This is a genomic window from Symmachiella dynata, from assembly GCF_007747995.1.
GTDB classification, from domain to species: Bacteria; Planctomycetota; Planctomycetia; order Planctomycetales; family Planctomycetaceae; genus Symmachiella; species Symmachiella dynata.
The window spans coordinates 4,140,243-4,158,153 of record NZ_CP036276.1 but is presented as its reverse complement, the minus strand read 5'-3'; the positions used below and the strand labels follow the sequence as shown (position 1 = coordinate 4,158,153).

The window sequence follows — 17,911 nt, the reverse complement described above, 5'->3', positions numbered from 1 at the left end:
GAGCACATCACGATTGAGTCGGTGATTTGCCTTATTTTCTTCACAAGGAATATCATGACCGAGCATCTTGCCCCCCCGATTCTTGCTCCGGCCCCTAGAACCGAACCTCTCGTTATACCGGGGCGCGATCCGGTCCCGGTCACGCTTCTAACTGGATTCCTCGGTGCTGGAAAAACGACGCTTCTCAACCGAATTCTCAACGGTCAGCATGGACTGCGGGTGGGCGTGCTTGTGAACGACTTTGGTGCCATCAATATTGACGCTGAACTGATAGACGGCATTGAGGAAAATACGATCAACCTCACCAACGGCTGTGTCTGCTGCGAAATTCGCGATGACCTTGTGAACTCGCTTGAGCAGCTTCTCACACGGACCGAAACGATCGATTACGTGATCTTGGAAGCGAGCGGCGTGGCTGACCCGGAAGGTATTGTGATGACTTTCTTGGATCAGAGGTACGAAAAGTTGCTGCGGCTTGACAGCATCACGTGCCTTGTCGATGCCGAGGGGATTTTTGCGGATGGTGACAATGAAGCGCTGAATATGCTCAAGTTGCGCCAGATTGGTTTCGCGGATTTGGTCGTGCTGAACAAGGTTGATCTTATTGGTGCTGAGCACCTTGAGGTTGTCAAGGAGTGGATCAATCACCATTTGCATCGGATACGGATCATCGACGCCACACGTTGCGATGTCCCGCTGGAAGTTCTGCTTGCGGTTGGACGTTTCGACCCCGCACACGTTGTGGCACAATACAAACGTGAAGGCGAAAACCAGGAACACCTTCATGGACATGGAACCGTTGGCAACATATTCAATACTTGGAGCTACGAGACCGACCGGCCATTTTCGTTAGAAGCTCTGCGAGAGATGGTGCGGAGGGAGCTTCCAGCATCGATTTATCGTTGCAAAGGCGTCGTGTTTGCCGCCGACTCACCGGATAAGCGGATCGCCCTGCAGATTGTCGGACGTCGTACGGAGATCGCGGAATTAGATGCGTGGGGTGATCGAACGCCGCGGACACAAATCGTCGCCATCGGCTCGTCGTTCGACAGGCAGGAATTGACCAACAAGTTTGACGCTAGTCTCGCGCATGCAGAAGCGCAGATGCATCCATCTTCCGGCATCGATTATTCGTGATGCCTGACACGGACTAAAAACCGACCGCATCCGGTTCAAGCATGTTTATCGTTGCGGGGCAAAGCTTGACGTTGAGTACGTCACCGTATAGCGTTGTGGTTATCGTCCCGTCTCAAATGCTGGATTCAGACTGCCTTTCCCGGGCCTTGCGGAATACTGCCGTAGCGTTTTCTACTTCATCACATCGAATGCATTGGAGTCTGCCATGATCATTGGAATCATCAGTTGGTGTGTGTTTGGGCTCATCATCGGCGCCATCGCTCGCTTTTTGATGCCGGGCACGCAGAGTATGGGGCTGATCATGACAATTCTGCTTGGCGTGGTGGGGTCCTTCACCGGTGGGTTTATCTCAACACTCATCTTCGGCGGGGGCGACGGGGCAGCGATGCACCCCGGGGGATGGATTATGTCCACCATTGGCGCGTGCCTGGTGCTGTTTATTGCCTCCAAAATGGCGGCTTCCAAGTAGCGGTACCCACGAGACTGTCTCGAAGGATTGCCATCGTGCCTGAATCTAGCGCTGATAAATTGGAACCAGCAAAGCCATCGCGTCCGGGTGGTCAGTTTCGCTGGTTGATCGATAACGAACCGCGGCGGATGTTGTTGCCGCTGACCGGTGTGTGGGTCCTCGGCTTGGACTGGCTGCTGTTTGGGTCAAACAGTTTGATGGGGGGATTGGCGACACCCATCATCATGGTCATAGGGTTTCTGCTGGGCGGCGCGGGTACGTTGTTCTTTCAAAAACAATTTGCGAAAGACCCGCTCTGGAAGGCTATCTTAAAGGCGTTGGTGATCGGCGTTGTGGTGGGCACACCTGCGCCGGTGGCCGGTACGCTCATCGGCGGTTGGATTTTGGTTGCGGCGGGAATTGGCAAGTCCGTCAGCGACATCTTTCGCAAATAACGTGGCCCAACGTCGCTGATTAACTTGGGTGCACCAGTTCCCGTTGCGGGGCGGGTGTTTGTGGCGGTTCGGGCGGTGAAGTTGTCTCTGGAATTCGTTCCCCAACAAACAACCGCACAAACCGTGTTCTGGCATCGAGCATGAGGCTGAACAGCGTGGGAACCAAAACCAACGTAAAGACGGTCGAGACCAGCAAGCCGCCCAAGACAACGCTTCCCAATCCGCGATAAAGTTCGCTCCCCGCTCCGGGAAACAGCACCAACGGCAGCAAGCCCAACACGGTGGTGAGCGTCGTCATAAAGATCGGCCGGATCCGCGTGCGAATACTTTCCAAAATCGCATCGCGGGGGAGCATGCCATCTTCACGCATATGATTCAACGATTGGTGCACGATCAGAATCGGATTATTCACGACGGTACCGATCAAAATTACGAAACCAAGCATGGTCAGCACGTCCAATTGTTGTGTGATCTGACCGGTGGCAACCAGATAGACGTTGAGCAAATTGAGCCCCAAGATGCCTCCCACAGCACCCAACGGCACGGTGAGAATAATCACCAGGGGATACAACCACGATTCGAACAATGCCGCCATCAAGAGATACGTGATCAGCACGACGAGCACAAATTGGCTGGTAAATACGCTGGTGAGACTGTCTACGTTCCAGCCGGTCCACCGGCCGAAAAAGGTGTCTTGCATTTTGCTCAGTTTATCGGCAGTCCCCGCAAGGTTGATTTGATAACCTCCATCCAGTTGCCCGCTTTGCATGATCGGACCGACGATACGCTCTTTGATTTGAATCATCGCATCTTCTAGAGCGGTCCCCTGCGGGGGCGAGACTTCGATGGTGATCGCCCGGACCCGTTCGCGGTGATTGACTTGTTCCGGTCCGCTGGACATGGTCACATGAGCCAACGACGACAGCGGGACAAGCTGCCCACTGGGCGTCGCCACGGGCAATGCTTCGATTTCATGTGTCGTATCGGCGTAGTGCTCTCGTCCGACGATCGACAAGTCGATTTTCTTTCCGTCCAAGTAGTAGTCACCGGCATAAGCACCGTCGATCAAGGAGTTGGCTGCAAATCCTAGGTCGCGGCTGCTGACCTCCATTTCGGCTGCTTGGACGAGTTTGGGGTCGATGTGCAATTCGGGCGTGGATAAGTCCAGACTGGGGACGGGACGTGCTTGGGCTGCGGGCATAATCTGCGAGACTTGCCCCAAGATCTGTCCACCCAATGCGACAAGTTTCTTCAGGTCTGGACCGGTGATTTCGATATCAATCGTCCGACCTGCCGATAGACCTTGTTCGAACAGGCTTGATTGTTTTGCGATGGCGAATGCACCGGGGATTTTAGATCCGACCTGTTGCACCAACGGGACGAGTTCTCCCACCCGCTGCCCGTCGTAGGCACGAATTCCCATGAAGACTTGCCGTCCGCGGGCTACGAAGAAGAAGTCGCTAATGACAGGGTAATCCAGAGCTTGGGCTTCAGGGCTGTCGACGTCGACGTCCCAATAGGGCCGCAATTCTGTTTCGACGGTCTGTCCCAATTTTGTCAACTGGTCAAGGTTGTACCCCGGCGGTGGTAGCACGATCCCGAAGACCAAGTTGCGGTTCCCGGTTGGCAGGTATTCAATTTTAGGCCAGAGTGCCCAACTGACTCCGACCGCTAAGCCGAATAGTGCCGTGACAACGGCGAGACGACGCAACACTCCGCGTTGGATCCAACGGTTGAAGCCGACGATCGCTGAGACAAATAAGTTGCCGAAAATTGTCAAAGGGGCAACGATGATTTGTGCGAATTTGCCCAAACGTGTACTCGGGGCGGGCGTGGTTTCCGGTGCGGATTGATTCCGTTGCGTGCCATTCTTTCCAGCGGATCGGTGGAACAAGCGGTGCAAGACGGACGGCTTACGGGGAGTCGCGTCTTCGTCGTCAGAGTGAAACAGTCGGGATGCGGCGGTGGGAATTACGGTCATGGAGACGACCAGCGATAACGCAACCGCGGCGCTAATTGCCAGTGCGATATCGCGGAACAACTGGCCAGCTTCTTCTTGCACAAACACAACCGGGAGGAACACGGCGACTGTCGTAATAGTTGAAGCGGCGACGGCTCCTAAAACTTCCTGCGTCCCCCGGACGGCGGCTTCAAATGGACCTTCGCCCAAATCGTGGCGACGATAGATATTTTCCAGAACGACCACGGCATTATCGACCAGCATCCCCACGGCGAATGCCAATCCGGCCAAGCTGATGACGTTGAGTGATCGTCCGAGGATCCCCATGACGAGGAACGAAGCAATCAAACTGGTGGGAATCGCCAACGCGACAACCAACGCACCGCGGGCAAACCAAAATCCCGAGGCGACGATGACTGCGACACAGACGACAAAATATATCGGGGAGATGTAGGCGGCGGCCCAGGCGCTGGCCACAATCAGCGGCACAGCCAACAAGGTGCGGATCCCGAGATGCAAGAACAACATCAACACAATCATGGTTAGCGCACCACCGATGAAGATGTTTTGTTGCACGAGATTGATGGAAGAGTTGATGTAGTCCGTTTCGTCGTAGACTTGTACCAGTTGCAGACCACGGGGCTTCAGGATGTCCTCATCCACCTCGGCGACTGCGGCGCGTAAACCATCCATCACGTCCAACACATTGGCCCCGGTTTCCCGCAGGCAGTTGATGGCGATACTGGATTCGCCGAACCGCCGCACCAAACCGTCCGGTTTTTTGTATCCCAACTGGACCTCTGCCACGTCTCGCACAAAAACGGGGGCGCCGTTCACAACGGCCAACGGTTGATCCTCGACTTGTTTGGGATCACGAAACTGTCCTAGAGCACGGACGACCCACCGTCGTTTGCCTTCCCAGAAGTCGCCCGCTGACGTATCGGAGTTTTGAGCCTGCAGGACGTTACGAACGTCTGTGAGAGTCAATTGCCGAGCGGCGAGTCTTTCCGGATCGACGACGACTTGCAGTTCGTCTTCGAGTCCGCCAATCACATTCGATTGCGATACGCCTGAGACGCGTTCAAAGCGGGCCTCGATTTCATCTTCAGCAAAACGCCGCATCTTGGTCACATCCAGATCGTCCGGCGGTAATAACTCCTTGAGCTCGGGATGTTCCTTGGACAGCAAGCGGAGTCGCAGCATTCCCAACCCGACGTTGTTGGCCCGCCGCGCCGGAGCGATCAATTCGACCAATTCGGGATACTTGGCTTCGAATGCATCGTATTGCTCATTTGAGGGAGCACGCGAACTAAGAATAAACCAGGCAATCGGCCGGTCTGAGGAGTTCGCGGTCGAGATGACCGGTTCGTCGGCATCTTCGGGGTATTCGCGTACCTGTTGCAAGCGGCTATTGACCTTGAGCAGCGATTCTCCCATGTCGATGCCGACTTGGAATTCGAGCGTGATGGTTCCCTTGGAGTCGGCGCTTTCGGAGGTCATTTTCGTGATCCCCTCGACGCTTTTGAGCTGCTCCTCCTGCTCCAACACGATTTCCTGTTCGACTTCCTGCGGACTGGCCCCGGGCCAGAGCGTTTCGATGGTAATCGTGGGCGTCTGCACTTCGGGCGTGAGTTGCATCGGCATTCGCGTCAGGGCTACCAGACCGAAGAGGGCGACCAAGAGCGCGCCGACACTCACTTTGACGGGATTGCGAACGAACGATTCTATGAGCTGCATGACTGGGTACCATCAAACCTGCGAATTTGCGTGCGACTGGTTTCAATCCCCGCGGATGGATCGTGAACGATGCTCGAGTTGAGGAGCAATTCCCATGCAGACACGGGGCGGGATGTTTTGTTTTTCAGTTCTCCGTTCTCGGAGATGTTGAAATTGTGCCGTAACGTATCTCAGTTAGTTCTTGGCCGCGGCCGTTGACGGGATCTTCTTGACAATCACGACATTCTGACCGGGGCGCAGACGTTCGTTCCCTTCGACAACAACCGATTCCCCCACTTGAATCGGTCCTTTGACTTGAATCAAATTCTTTGTGGCGACTCCCAGTTCCACCGGGACTGCTTTGACAGTGCCGGATTGATCCTTTCCCACTTCGACGATATAGACCAATGGCTTGGGGCCACCCAGGACCAATGCGTCTTTGGGGACCATGACAGCTTGTTGCATTGAGCCGGTTGGTAATTCGACACGTGCATACATGCCCCATTTCAATATGGGCCCTGCTTCGGTAATTTCGTTCTTCACCCGGACGCGAATCGGAACGGTTCTGGCCCGTGCATCGGCCTGCGGAATAATGGCACTGACAAATCCGGTAAAGAGTCGGTCGGGTAATGCAGGAATTTCCACGCGGACAGTCATGTCGGGTTTTACAAAGGCGGCGTGATTTTCGGTCACAAACGCCTGCACTTCGACATAATCCAGCGCGACCAATTCCATCACAGGATCGCCCGACGAGACCCAGGCTCCCTCTTCTGTTTTTTTACCGATGACATATCCATCAAAACGCGAAATCATCGTATGCTTTTTGATGCGTAATTTCAGTTCGTCGACCAACGCTTGTTGGATAGCGGCTTTCGCGCGGGCTTGCGCAATTTTTTCCGGCCGCGGGCCTTCGACAGCCAATTCGTACGCGGACTTGAATTCATAATAATCTTGTTCGGCATGCGTTGCCGCTGCTTCAGCCTCTTCAATCAACTCCTGTGTCGCTGCCCGCGCATCGCGCAGGTTTTGAAGTCGGTTGCGCCGCGTGGTGGTATAGGCCATGTTGGCCTTGGCTCCCAGCATTTTGGCTTGCGCTTGCTCGATGTCTTGTTTCCGCGTCCCGTTCTCCAACTCCAACAACTCCTGCCGCCGCAATTCCAACTCAGCTTCGGCGGCCACCAGTTGCAGTTCGATTGTTTCGGTGAGCAGTTGAACCAGCGGCTGCATCTTTGTGACGCGCTGGCCGTCGCGCGCCAAAATCTTGACGACACGCCCATCAACGGCGCTGCCGACGATGGCGCGCTTGATCGGCAGGACTGTGGCGACAAAGGATTGTCCGGACGCCATCTCTTTGGCAACCACTTTTTCGACAACGACACGCGCGGGGGGCCGGGGCGGCTTTTGGGCATGTGCTGTGTGATCACACACTAAAAGCAGTAAAGCGGCCAAAGCAATTTTTATGACATGTGACGAGCTCATTATGTACTCCCAGAACACTCTGTTCAGCGAAACGCTACGCTTGATCAGATCGACGCTTTTGTTCTCGTGATGCGAAACGATCGCTTTCAGCGTTTTGTTTCGCGGTGGTTGCGGGCCATCTCCCGCCCAAACACTCAACTCCATTCGCTCCATGCCCGCTGTGGATTTGAGCTTCGGTTCGTTAGCTAACTAATGAGAGTACCATGCCCATTAACCTTTGGATACCTCGTTCTGCCAACATGCGGCTAGTAAATCTTATCCAGATTGCGGCTATCACTTGCTATTAAAGGGGATCCGAACTGGCTTAGAACGCTCTGAGTATGGGCCGGAGTGGTATCGCAAGCCACATGAAGTTGCCGTAGATTCGCGACTCGCAATGGGCGATTTCGAGGTGGAACGATAACTATTGCTGCGAAAAGGGCAGGGCATCAAACCGCACGAAATCGATCCGATCGTACCGTTTTTGTCCCGCATCGCCCGCTTCGAACAAAACGCCGAATTCGCCTGGCTGTAACCGCACCATGTCGCTGTAGGCGGCTGGGCCGGTGTGGATCAATGGACCATCGTGCCAGGTGGCGGTTTCGTCGGTCGAATAGCGAATCCGCAGATCGCTGCGGCCTTTGCCTGAGGGGCCATTTTCATCGGGGCCGGAGAAGAGGATTAAATTCGTCTCGTCGCCGAGTTGGGTCGAAAGACCGCGGAGTAAGGCACATTGGACGACGGGGGGATCGAGGAGCGCGGCTTCCGGTGCGAACCATTTGTAGGCGGTCTCATTTGAAGGATCGAACGTTTCGCCGCCGTCGCTGCTATAAGCACCGCCGCGCGTCCCCTGGGCTTTGCCGTTTTGATCACGCGTATTGAAATACAACCGGCCGTCGTTCAGTTCCACGACGGTGGTCTCATTGGCATTCAAACCATCCTCGTAGGTGTCGTCGATGGCGCCGAGTCGCCATGTTTTCCCATGATCATCGCTAAGAATAGCCTGCGCGCCGTTCCCTCCACGGTCTGCGCCATCGTCGCCGAGGCGGTGATCCGCGGGGATGACTAACCGGCCACGATGTTTGCCATGTTGTAGTTGGATCGAATGGACTGGACCGGTCGCATACCAGCCCCATGCTTCCGGTTTCACATCCGCAGTGATGTTGCGGGGCGGTGCCCAAGTCTGGCCGTGATCGTCGCTGTAGGTCACAAACACGAGATCGTTTTCGACGTTAAACGGCAACCAGATACGTCCGGGGTGTTTTTCATCTAGCAGATCGACAACCGGGGCGGGATTGCCGACGGTGATCGGCCGGGGATCGTCCTTGTACAAATCGCGAAAATCTTTGTTGTGTTGCACAACTTGAAGTTTTTCCCATGTCGCCCCGCCATCGGTGGAGCGTTTCGACACCAAGTCAATCTGACTGGCGTCTCCCCCTTCGCGAGCCTCGCAAAATGCCAAGAGATCACCGTTGGCTGCTTTAATGATGGCCGGGATACGAAATATCTTGTAGCCATCCTGGCCGTTTTGAAAAACGGTCACCGGTGAAAAATCGGCTGCGGTTGCAGGCAGGATGGATAAACCGACGATGGCGATAACAACGGCACTGCGTGAAAGCATTCTTCTCATGGTGTCCTCTTTTGTTTAGTTCGTTACCGTTTATGCGGGCAATGAACGGCTGGAGAGTCAATCTTCGATTCTCAATGTACAGTATGATGCGGGGGCGGGATTTCCCTCTGGTGGATGAAGCAGCAATCCTATGCTGAGTTGCCGACAACCATTGCTTGAGACTGCGCTTGTCGGACGCCCCTGATGCTAATCCGTCAGCCAGTAAGAGAAAAGGCTGGCATTGCGGAGTTTGAATCGGAGCGACACCGTCTGATTCTGCAGTGCATCCAGGTCGCCCTGTATCCATTGCAATTGCTTGCGGGGGGAATCCTCGGCGACATTTTTCGCGGCAGCGACGACTTCGCCTTGTGGGTTTAAAACCTCAACCCGCACTTGACCATTGCGAGCGTCGGCGTTGATCATCAGGTTTTTGCCGGACCATTTAAAGGGTTGGGTCACGATCTGGCCTTCTTCGTCCCCTGCATCCAGTGAGACAAAACCATCACGCCGGAGTACAGCCAAACAGATTCCGCCTCCATCGCGATCGCGGCCGGGAATCAGTTCAGTCCGCCCGTCGGGGTAGGTTCCGATGTAATGGAAATTGCTGCGCCATTTCAGTCCGGTGTAGTAGAACCACAATTCATCGTCGTGAACAATCGGTGCGGAGGGGGGCAGCAGTTGTGTGAGGTCATAGGCGCCGGAGTCGATGTGTGAGGGGCCGATGAACGTTTCCCGGTTGCCCAGCCGTTGCCAGTTTTTCAGATCGCGGCTACATGCCAGTTGAATCAATTGAAAGCCGTCGGTGTTGGGATAATTCGGAACGGGCCCGACTGCGTGATACAGGGCCGGCAGGCCGATATACAATCCTTCGTAGCGAAACACGCCCATGTTGTAGACATCGACATTATAGAAACTGGGGTCGTTGTATAACGGTTGCTGCAAAGTGGCGTCGGCCAACCGATCCGCGATGTGTTGCTTTCCGCGTTTTTGATCCAGTTCATCGGTCTGGAACACGACACCGTGATCGTCCCAGGTCTTAAAATCCTTGCTGGTAGCCAGCGCAAGCGCGCGGCCGTGCGGACCGCCGCGTTTGACGGTATGGATGAACAGACCGTTTTCGGCATCAAAGCTAAAATTCCCTTCGTCAGAACTGGGGACCGCCTTGAGATCAAGTTGTTTCCAGGTAATTCCGTCGGGCGAGACGGCGAAACCGCGGTTTAAGAGCGGCGCTTTGAACCGCCGCGCAGGATCGGGGTCAAGTGGATCATAAACCGCTAGCATGATCGGCATGTTGGTCTTCGGTCCGGGCGTCCAGTTCAGACCATCTCGGCTTTGCCACAGATTGTCGTCAACGGTGATGACCCACGTCTTGTAAAGCCCCGCTTTCTCGTCCCAGACCGGCGCTGTGCGTGTCTGAATGGATTTATTTGGCTGCGGACTGCGGATCACTGCTCCGCGTTTTTCCGGTTGATGCATCTGGCGCCGTAAGTTGTTTTGCTGAGCGATGCCATGATCGTCGAGGAACAATTGTCGCTGGCCAACCGGGACTTGAAAACCGGTCGGTGGATTTTCCGCCGCGTGGGCCGTACGTGGGACAAACAGAAGCTGTCCTGCCAAGGCCATCATACACGCGACCATCAGTCGCAACGTAATTCGATCGACGCTAGGCACTTAGGTCACCTTTTGCATTTTCGGAGTGGAAGTCGTTGAATGAGTTCGTTCAAGATAGGTCGAGTTCCACAACGAATCAATGCGCCCGCATGATTCGGATGCACTGAAATTACGTGCAACAAAGGTGCTTGGGGAAGCTAATTGTCTTGGGATTGGCCAGTCGTGCTGTTGAACCGTTCCGGGATTTGGTGCCAGTTTGTTTTGCGGCCGCCAACGCCATGCGACAAACCCGGTGCTGATTGGGAGTTCCCGCGCAAGCGAGAATTGCAGCCAGGCGCTCATCAGCACGATCTTGTTGATGAGCACGCCATGTTTCCTATTCTCTGTTTCTGCACTCTTGCAGCGAGAGGGGGTTGACGGCAAGAATACCGCGACAAGAATTTTCGGAGCACGAATATCGTGCGCCCGTGTTTCAAGGAATGAAATATAGAGACTGAGGACCGTTCGACATGAAGATTGTTATCGTAGGAGGCGTAGCTGGAGGCGCTTCAGCGGCTGCCCGTGCCCGTCGGCTTTCGGAGGAATCCGAGATCGTGCTTGTGGAACGGGGCCCCGACGTCTCCTTTGCCAACTGTGGACTGCCTTATTACTTGGGCGGGACTATCGTCGATCGGCAGAAACTGTTGGTTGTGACGCCTGAGCGGTTGGAGGCCCGCATGCGGCTGGATGTGCGGGTTCGTTCCTCCGTCGAATCGATTGACCGTCAGGCAAAGACCGTAAGGATTCATGATCTGGAATCGGGGCGGATTTACGACGAGGCCTATGACAAATTGATCCTGGCGCCGGGGGCTGCGCCGTTGCGACCATCGATTCCGGGGATCGACTCGCCCGGTGTGTTCACGCTGCGCAATCTTCAGGACACCGACCGTATCAAAGCCATGCTTGATACCAACATCCAGCAGGCAGTCGTGGTGGGAGCGGGGTTTATCGGTCTGGAGTTGGTTGAGAATCTGTTGCAACTTGGCATCGACACGACAATTGTCGAATTGCAGGATCAGGTGCTGCCGCCGTTTGATAAGGAGATGTCGACGCCGCTTGCAGAACTGCTCACGCGCCGGGGTGTCAAACTGCTGCTGGGAGAATCGGCCGACCGATTTGAAACGACGGAGACGGGAGTTGTCGTCCATACCAAATCCGGCCGCGCGCTACCGGCGCAGCTGGTTGCATTGGGGATTGGAGTGCGACCGGAGAACAAGCTAGCTGTCGACGCTGGTTTGGAGGTCGGTCCGCGTGGCGGGATTCAGGTGAACGATTCTCTGCAAACCAGCGATCCCGACATCTATGCCGTCGGCGACGCCATTGAGGTCCAGGACTTCGTTTCCGGCGAACCAACTCAAATCCCACTGGCCGGTCCGGCGAATCGGCAAGGGCGCATTGCCGCTGATAATGTCTTTGGCAGGGAGGTGCATTACCGCGGGACGCAGGGAACGGCCATCTTGGGATTGTTTGATCAGACGGCAGCCATGACCGGTGCGTCGGAAAAGTCGCTGCAACGAAGCGGAATCGCATTTCGGAAGATCTATGTTCATCCTGCGAACCACGCCGGATACTACCCTGGCGCCGAACAGATGACGCTCAAGTTGCTGTTCGATCCCGAATCGGGACGGATACTGGGCGCGCAGGGCATCGGCGGCGCGGGTGTGGATAAACGCATCGACGTACTGGCGATCGCGATTCAGGCAGGGATGACAGTTTTTGATCTCGAAGAAGTGGAACTCGCCTACGCACCACAATACGGTTCCGCTAAGGACCCGGTGAACATGGCGGGTTTTGTGGCTGCGGGACTGTTGCGCGGCGATCATCCGCAGATTGATGTCGCAACGCTCATGGAGCAGTCGCCCGAGGAACGTCCGCTGCTGTTGGATGTCCGCACAGCGGAGGAGTATGCAGCTGGGCATTTCCCAGACGCGGTGAACATTTCGATTGACGAGTTGCGATCGCGGCTGGATGAATTGCCAACTGATCGACGGATTGCCACCTATTGCCAAGTGGGGCAGCGGGGGTACTTGGCGACGCGGGTGCTGTTGCAAGCCGGATATGATGTTGTGAATGTCAGCGGCGGCTACAAAACCTTCCGGCTGTTTAATCCGGAAAAAGATTCCGCTGGGAACTAATCGGGGACAGGGCACAGCGTTGGCAGCGCATTCTTCCTAAAGCGGGATTGCGCGCTGTTGGCTACGCTTTAGATCGGTTTGCGGCCCCGATGCGGATGAATGAGCCGGTCCGAGGCGTCTCGCGTCAGGTGTCTGCAGCGCGTCAGGCGGTCAGAAAAGGCTTCAATCGCAAACAAATCGATTGAATCGGGGGTAACGGTCCGGTAGCATTGGTAAGATGCGCTGGCTTTCCGTGGGCGACTATTAATCGTTCCCACGTCATTTGATTTGCTGATTGTTGTGCGCAGTTTGCGCAAACATTTGAGAAACGTAAACCAAGCACCGGAATCTGCAACACGCTAAGGCGTCTCCAAGAGGGATTGGGAAATGACCAAACGGGCCAACAGTAAAGCTGCACGACATTTCTTTAAAACGAATCGTTCATCCGCACTTTCAGCTAGCGGGCGAGGAAATCCCTTCAATCGAACGCTGTTGATCGAAAATCTCGAAGATCGACTGGTCCTTTCCGCGGCGCCGCCGATTATCATTGATGGGGACTTCACTGACTGGGAAGAAGACGACCTTGTCTATGTCGGGGGAACCGACGGGCAAGACGACCAGCATGACACCGATCCCAAAGGGGAAAATGATGAGCCTGATTATGTCTATCACCCGGACGTCGATCTACGAGAGTTTCGCGTCACTCATGATGCGGAGAACCTGTACTTCTACTTCCGCTCTGAGGGAGTAATCGGACGGACGCAGGATTCTTCGGGCGGCGGGCAGGCGGGGCGGTATTATGTGATCGTGACCATCGATGTCGACAACGATGTAAATACGGGATACCCTTTGCATCAAGGTGGATATTATCCCACAACCTCCGGCTACGACATGAACGCCGAGATCGAATTTTATGATGGCGAGTTCAATACGGGGCATTATCTGAGTCACGGCGCACTTGACGAGGAAGAGCTGTATCAGGCTTTTCTGGACCAGACATCGGGTGAATTCACTGGAGACATCGACGACGTTACTGGTGAACTCCCTGAAGATGTCGTTGGTCCCTATACGCCTGGATTCGTGGATGTACGGCCAGGCGTTTACGAGCATTATACGCAATGGGTTTATCAAGAAGTCCCGCTGGAAGGAGGAGGCGTCAAAGATCAGATCATCCTCGTTCAAGACAAAGGGCCGGTTTATGAAAGCATCATCACCCAAATGCGTTCGGCGGATGGGCATGAATTGGAGATGAAGGTCCCGCTCAAGGGCTTTTTGGTCGATCCAGATGGCAATCCGATTATTAGCGCGGACAGCATTCTTAATCTCTCGTTTTCTTTGGAAGCGAGCGGCGAGTTGGCCAATGGGACTCCGCAGAATCCTAACGGAGAGTGGGCGTCTGATACGGCCGATCCGATTGTCGGGTATTCGATGTTCTACAACGCGCCGCCGATGGTCGAGTTGGAGAACAGGGTCACTGATTTGTTCGACGGGACCGATACCACCTCCCGCGTGAAAGTGGCCGACATCGTAATTACCGACGATGCAGAGGGAACCAACGAGTTGACGCTCACCGGAGCGGATGCAGATCTTTTCGAGATCATCGGCGATGAATTGTTCCTGAAGGCCGGCACGGTTCTTGATAGCGGCACCAACCCGGTTCTGAACGTCGCGGTCAATGTCGACGATGGCACGGTAGGCAGCACGCCCGATGACAGTGCGGCGATGGTGATTACCGTCAACGACGATGTCAACGACCCGCCGATGGTCGCCTTGGAAAACACGGTCACGATCCTGCCAGAGAACACCGATACAACGTCTCGCGTTAAAGTGGCCGATATTGTCGTGACCGATGACCCGTTGGGAACGAACGTGCTTTCGCTGACTGGAGCGGACGCGGACCTGTTTGAGATCGACGGCGATGAGCTATTCCTGAAAGCTGGCACGGTTCTTGATATCGGCTCGAATCCTGTTTTGGATGTCGTTGTTAATGTCGATGATGACACTGTCGGAGCCACGCCGGACGATACCGCAGCTTTGGCCATTCAACTGGCTGAAGTCAATAACCCGCCGATTGTCGGATTGGGCAATGCGGTCACGACTCTCCTGGAAAATACCGATACGACGTTCCGCCTCAAAGTCGCTGACATCGCCGTCAGCGACGACGGGCTGGGCGTGAATGTTCTTTATCTGACAGGAGCGGACGCGAATCTCTTCGAGATCATTGGTGATGAACTGTTCCTCAAGGCCGGCACGATCTTAAATCACGACAGCAATCCCATTTTAAACGTTGTCGTCAACGTTGATGACGCGTCGGTAGGGAGCACGCCCGACGACAGTGTGCCGCTTTCCATTTTTATCGTCGACGTGAACGATCCGCCGCTGGTCACGTTAGATAACACGGTCGACAGTCTACCGGAGAAAATCGACACGACGTTCCGCATTAAAGTGGCGGACATTGTGGTCACCGATGATACGTTGGGTGACAACGAACTCGCGCTCACCGGAGCGGACGCGAATCTATTTGAGATCATTGGCGCCGAATTATTTCTGAAAGCCGGCGCGGTTCTCGATAGCGACTCGAATCCGGTTTTGAACGTGACGGTCACCGTAGACGATGTGACTGTCGGTACGACTCCTGATGCCACTGTCAGCTTGGTGATTATCGTCATTCCCTTCGTCAACACCCGCCCTGTTGCCGATGCCGGGGGGCCTTATGTGTTGGGCAATCGTGATCGGATCCGGCTGGATGGCAGCGGCAGCTACGATGTCGATCAACCTGCGAATACGCTGACCTATCTGTGGGATTACGGCAACGATGGGACCTTCGATGCCGAGGGGGTACGACCCTACATCACTGCTGCCGACTTAAACGGAAAAAGCAATATCGTCGTGCGATTGACGGTGGTCGATGATGAAGGCGCCAAGCGATCCAACCTTGTACGCGTGTTTGGCGAGGACACTGCGGTGCTGCGGATTCGCGGCGATTACGATGGGGTGGTCGGGCAGCGACGAGTCGTTTCGCTCAAACTTTACGGCAGAACCGTGACGGACAGCCAATACACTTATACCGTCGATTGGGGCGATGGCAGCAAGCCGCGGGTTGTTACAGGCATCTCTGGGTTGTCGATCAGCAAAATCTACAACAAACCTGGGACCTACACCATCAGTGCCACGGCGGTGAGCAACGAGACCGGCTTGAATACATCTTATTCACGCCGCATTCGCATCGGGACGTCGCAACGGCAAGGGGATGACTTTGCCATTTCCGGCACAAACGCCCGCGACGAATTCCGCGTGGTGACACTTGCCGGCACCGATCGCGTGGAAATATTCCATAACCGGATTTCGTTGGGCGTGCATACCGTGCCTGGTACGATCTATGCCATGGGCATGGGGGGCGACGATTGGTTCCGCGGTGACCATGGAGACTATGATGTCTACTTCGATGGGGGGCGCGGCAATAATGTTTCCTATACCTACTACGGCAACGATACGATCCTGGGGCGTGACGGCCGAGATCGCGTTTACGACTACGGCGGGGACAATTACGTCTCGGTGGGCGACGGCAACAACGTAATCAAAACCAATATCGGCGACGATTACGTCAAGTCGGGTAACGGCGATGACAAGATCACTGACTTTGGCGGCAACAACATGATCGATGCCGGCGATGGAAACAACGACATCAATGTCCGCAAGGGGAACGATGTGATCATCACCGGCTCGGGCCAGGATCACGTCAACGACCTAGGGGGCCACAACCATATTGATGTTGGAGACGGCAGCAACGTGGTCCGCACCGGTATCGGCAACGACACAATCCTCGGCGGTGCGCACGACGATAGTATTCGCGACGACGGCGGGTTCAATACCATCTACACCTTCGCCGGGAACGATTTCATCGTGGCTTTCGGCAGCAGCTTTATCGACTCCGGTTTGGGAGACGACTTTGTTTTCGGCCAGTTCCGTCTGTTGGATGACGACGACGATCTGTTCACTCTCTTGGCCCGCTCCCGCTAATCAAAGGGGCGACCAAGAGACTGGCTGGCCGGCGAATCAAGTTGCCGTTTTTTCGTAACCGTGAGGGTGGCTTCGAAACCATTCCCACGCCGTTGCCACGTTGTCCTCCAGATTGGCAAATTTCGGTTCCCAGCCGAATTCTTGACGAATGCGATCACCGTTGGCCCACAGTTCCGGCGGATCACCCGGACGACGGGCACCGTACTCAAGCGGTACCTCGCGGCCGGTGACACGGATCACAGCGTCAATTGTCTCGCGCACCGAATGGCCGCGGCCAATTCCCACATTGAGAAATTCGGCACATCCTGGTTGCAGGTGCTCCAGTGCCAGCAGATGCGCGTCGGCGAGGTCATCGACATGCACATAGTCGCGAATGCAGGTTCCGTCCGGCGTGGGGTAATCGTTCCCAAAGACCGTGATTGATTCACGCTGCCCCAATGCTGTCTGCAGCAAGAGCGGAATCAGGTGCGTTTCCGGAGTGTGGTCTTCGCCGAGACTCCCATCATCGGCGCAACCGGCGACATTGAAGTACCGCAAACCGATGCACGCAAATTTGGGGTCAGCGGCTGCCTTGTCTTTGAGAATCTGCTCAACAAACAGTTTTGACCAACCGTAGGGATTGATGGGGACCTGCCGTGTCGACTCGTTCAGTGGTAACTGTTCCGGCACGCCGTACGTCGCGCAGGTCGAACTGAAGATCAAACGGTGCACGTCGGCCGCCTGCATGGCTTCTAACAGACTCAACGTCCCGGCGGTGTTGTTGCGATAGTATTGCAGCGGAGAGGTAACCGATTCGCCGACATAGGCCAAGGCCGCGAAGTGCAAAACCGCCGTCACTTCATTCTTGCGCATGATCCGGGATAACTCGTCGGTTGCCGCGAGATCGAGTTCCACAAATGTTGCGTCGGGATGGACAGCGGCACGGTGGCCGCGGAATAGATTGTCGACGACGACGACGCGATGGTCATTGTGAATCAACTTCCGGACCGCATGTGATCCGATATACCCTGCGCCGCCCGTCACCAAAACAGTCATGGCCCGCCTATCCTTTGTTGTTCAAACGGTAGATCCAAACGCAAACTTGCGGGAAGTATGACAAGGATCTCACCGGCAAACAACGGTAAACGGAATAGACAACATCGGGTTTTTAATACGAGGAGAATGGTCTGGAGAAATTTCGAGCGTTCGGGAAACACCAAAGCGCTGAGGAGGCGAGTTCTAGCTGAAATCGGTCAGTATCGATTAGGATTTGGGGTTCGCACGTAGCACGGCGTGCACGACATAATTTTGTGGCTCGATGCGCAGTCGTTGCTCGCATCGCGGGCATTTGCCTTTGCGATTGAG

11 protein-coding genes are annotated in these 17,911 nt (G+C 55.2%); 5 read left to right on the top strand and 6 right to left on the bottom strand.

Features of this window, described 5'->3' with window-relative positions; genetic code table 11:
* The first annotated feature begins 54 nt into the window (after positions 1-54).
* From Mal52_RS30370 to Mal52_RS15715, 3 genes are all read left to right on the top strand, one after another.
* Positions 55-1,137: a CobW family GTP-binding protein gene (locus Mal52_RS30370; RefSeq protein ID WP_145377138.1), complete on the top strand. Its 1,083-nt coding sequence runs from the start codon at positions 55-57 to the stop codon at positions 1,135-1,137.
* Between the two features lie 205 nt (positions 1,138-1,342).
* Positions 1,343-1,606, top strand: coding sequence for a GlsB/YeaQ/YmgE family stress response membrane protein (locus tag Mal52_RS15720; RefSeq protein ID WP_145377137.1), 264 nt, complete (start codon positions 1,343-1,345; stop codon positions 1,604-1,606).
* Positions 1,607-1,641: 35 nt separating this feature from the next.
* Positions 1,642-2,040, top strand: a complete 399-nt coding sequence (locus tag Mal52_RS15715; protein ID WP_145377136.1) for a hypothetical protein — start codon at positions 1,642-1,644, stop codon at positions 2,038-2,040.
* 19 nt (positions 2,041-2,059) lie between these two features.
* On the opposite strand, the gene Mal52_RS15710 is transcribed toward Mal52_RS15715, so the two are convergent.
* The 5 genes from Mal52_RS15710 to Mal52_RS15690 all read right to left on the bottom strand — a co-directional run bounded on the left by Mal52_RS15710 (position 2,060) and on the right by Mal52_RS15690 (position 10,760).
* A complete protein-coding gene (locus Mal52_RS15710) occupies positions 2,060-5,737 on the bottom strand; it encodes an efflux RND transporter permease subunit (RefSeq protein ID WP_145377135.1) in 3,678 nt (1,225 codons plus the stop codon).
* A 174-nt stretch (positions 5,738-5,911) separates the two neighbouring features.
* A complete protein-coding gene (locus Mal52_RS15705) occupies positions 5,912-7,195 on the bottom strand; it encodes an efflux RND transporter periplasmic adaptor subunit (protein ID WP_145377134.1) in 1,284 nt (427 codons plus the stop codon).
* Between the two features lie 403 nt (positions 7,196-7,598).
* On the bottom strand, positions 7,599-8,804 hold the full coding sequence (locus tag Mal52_RS15700) for a sialidase family protein (RefSeq protein ID WP_197534228.1): 1,206 nt from the start codon (positions 8,802-8,804) through the stop codon (positions 7,599-7,601).
* Between the two features lie 186 nt (positions 8,805-8,990).
* Positions 8,991-10,454, bottom strand: coding sequence for a glycoside hydrolase family protein (locus Mal52_RS15695; RefSeq protein ID WP_145377133.1), 1,464 nt, complete (start codon positions 10,452-10,454; stop codon positions 8,991-8,993).
* Complete coding sequence (locus Mal52_RS15690; protein WP_145377132.1) at positions 10,455-10,760, bottom strand: hypothetical protein; 306 nt, start codon at positions 10,758-10,760, stop codon at positions 10,455-10,457.
* A gap of 143 nt (positions 10,761-10,903) precedes the next feature.
* Between Mal52_RS15690 and Mal52_RS15685 the strand changes: the two genes are divergently transcribed.
* Positions 10,904-12,568 (top strand): FAD-dependent oxidoreductase, encoded by a 1,665-nt coding sequence (locus Mal52_RS15685; protein WP_145377131.1) that lies wholly within the window; start codon positions 10,904-10,906, stop codon positions 12,566-12,568.
* Between the two features lie 366 nt (positions 12,569-12,934).
* The gene (locus Mal52_RS15680; protein ID WP_145377130.1) at positions 12,935-16,567 is read left to right on the top strand and encodes a hypothetical protein; all 3,633 of its coding nucleotides are present in this window, start codon (positions 12,935-12,937) and stop codon (positions 16,565-16,567) included.
* Between the two features lie 36 nt (positions 16,568-16,603).
* On the opposite strand, the gene galE is transcribed toward Mal52_RS15680, so the two are convergent.
* Entirely contained in the window at positions 16,604-17,602 is a 999-nt protein-coding gene (gene galE, locus Mal52_RS15675; protein ID WP_145377129.1) for a UDP-glucose 4-epimerase GalE, read from the bottom strand.
* Positions 17,603-17,911: the final 309 nt, after the last annotated feature.

Excerpts from the sequence above, each read along its gene's own strand:
- Mal52_RS30370 (WP_145377138.1), top strand. The coding sequence starts at position 55 with ATGACCGAGCATCTTGCCCCCCCGATTCTTGCTCCGGCCCCTAGAACC.
- Mal52_RS15720 (WP_145377137.1), top strand. The coding sequence starts at position 1,343 with ATGATCATTGGAATCATCAGTTGGTGTGTGTTTGGGCTCATCATCGGC.
- Mal52_RS15710 (WP_145377135.1), bottom strand. The coding sequence starts at position 5,737 with ATGCAGCTCATAGAATCGTTCGTTCGCAATCCCGTCAAAGTGAGTGTC.
- Mal52_RS15705 (WP_145377134.1), bottom strand. The coding sequence starts at position 7,195 with ATGAGCTCGTCACATGTCATAAAAATTGCTTTGGCCGCTTTACTGCTT.
- Mal52_RS15700 (WP_197534228.1), bottom strand. The coding sequence starts at position 8,804 with ATGAGAAGAATGCTTTCACGCAGTGCCGTTGTTATCGCCATCGTCGGT.
- Mal52_RS15685 (WP_145377131.1), top strand. The coding sequence starts at position 10,904 with ATGAAGATTGTTATCGTAGGAGGCGTAGCTGGAGGCGCTTCAGCGGCT.
- Mal52_RS15680 (WP_145377130.1), top strand. The coding sequence starts at position 12,935 with ATGACCAAACGGGCCAACAGTAAAGCTGCACGACATTTCTTTAAAACG.
- galE (WP_145377129.1), bottom strand. The coding sequence starts at position 17,602 with ATGACTGTTTTGGTGACGGGCGGCGCAGGGTATATCGGATCACATGCG.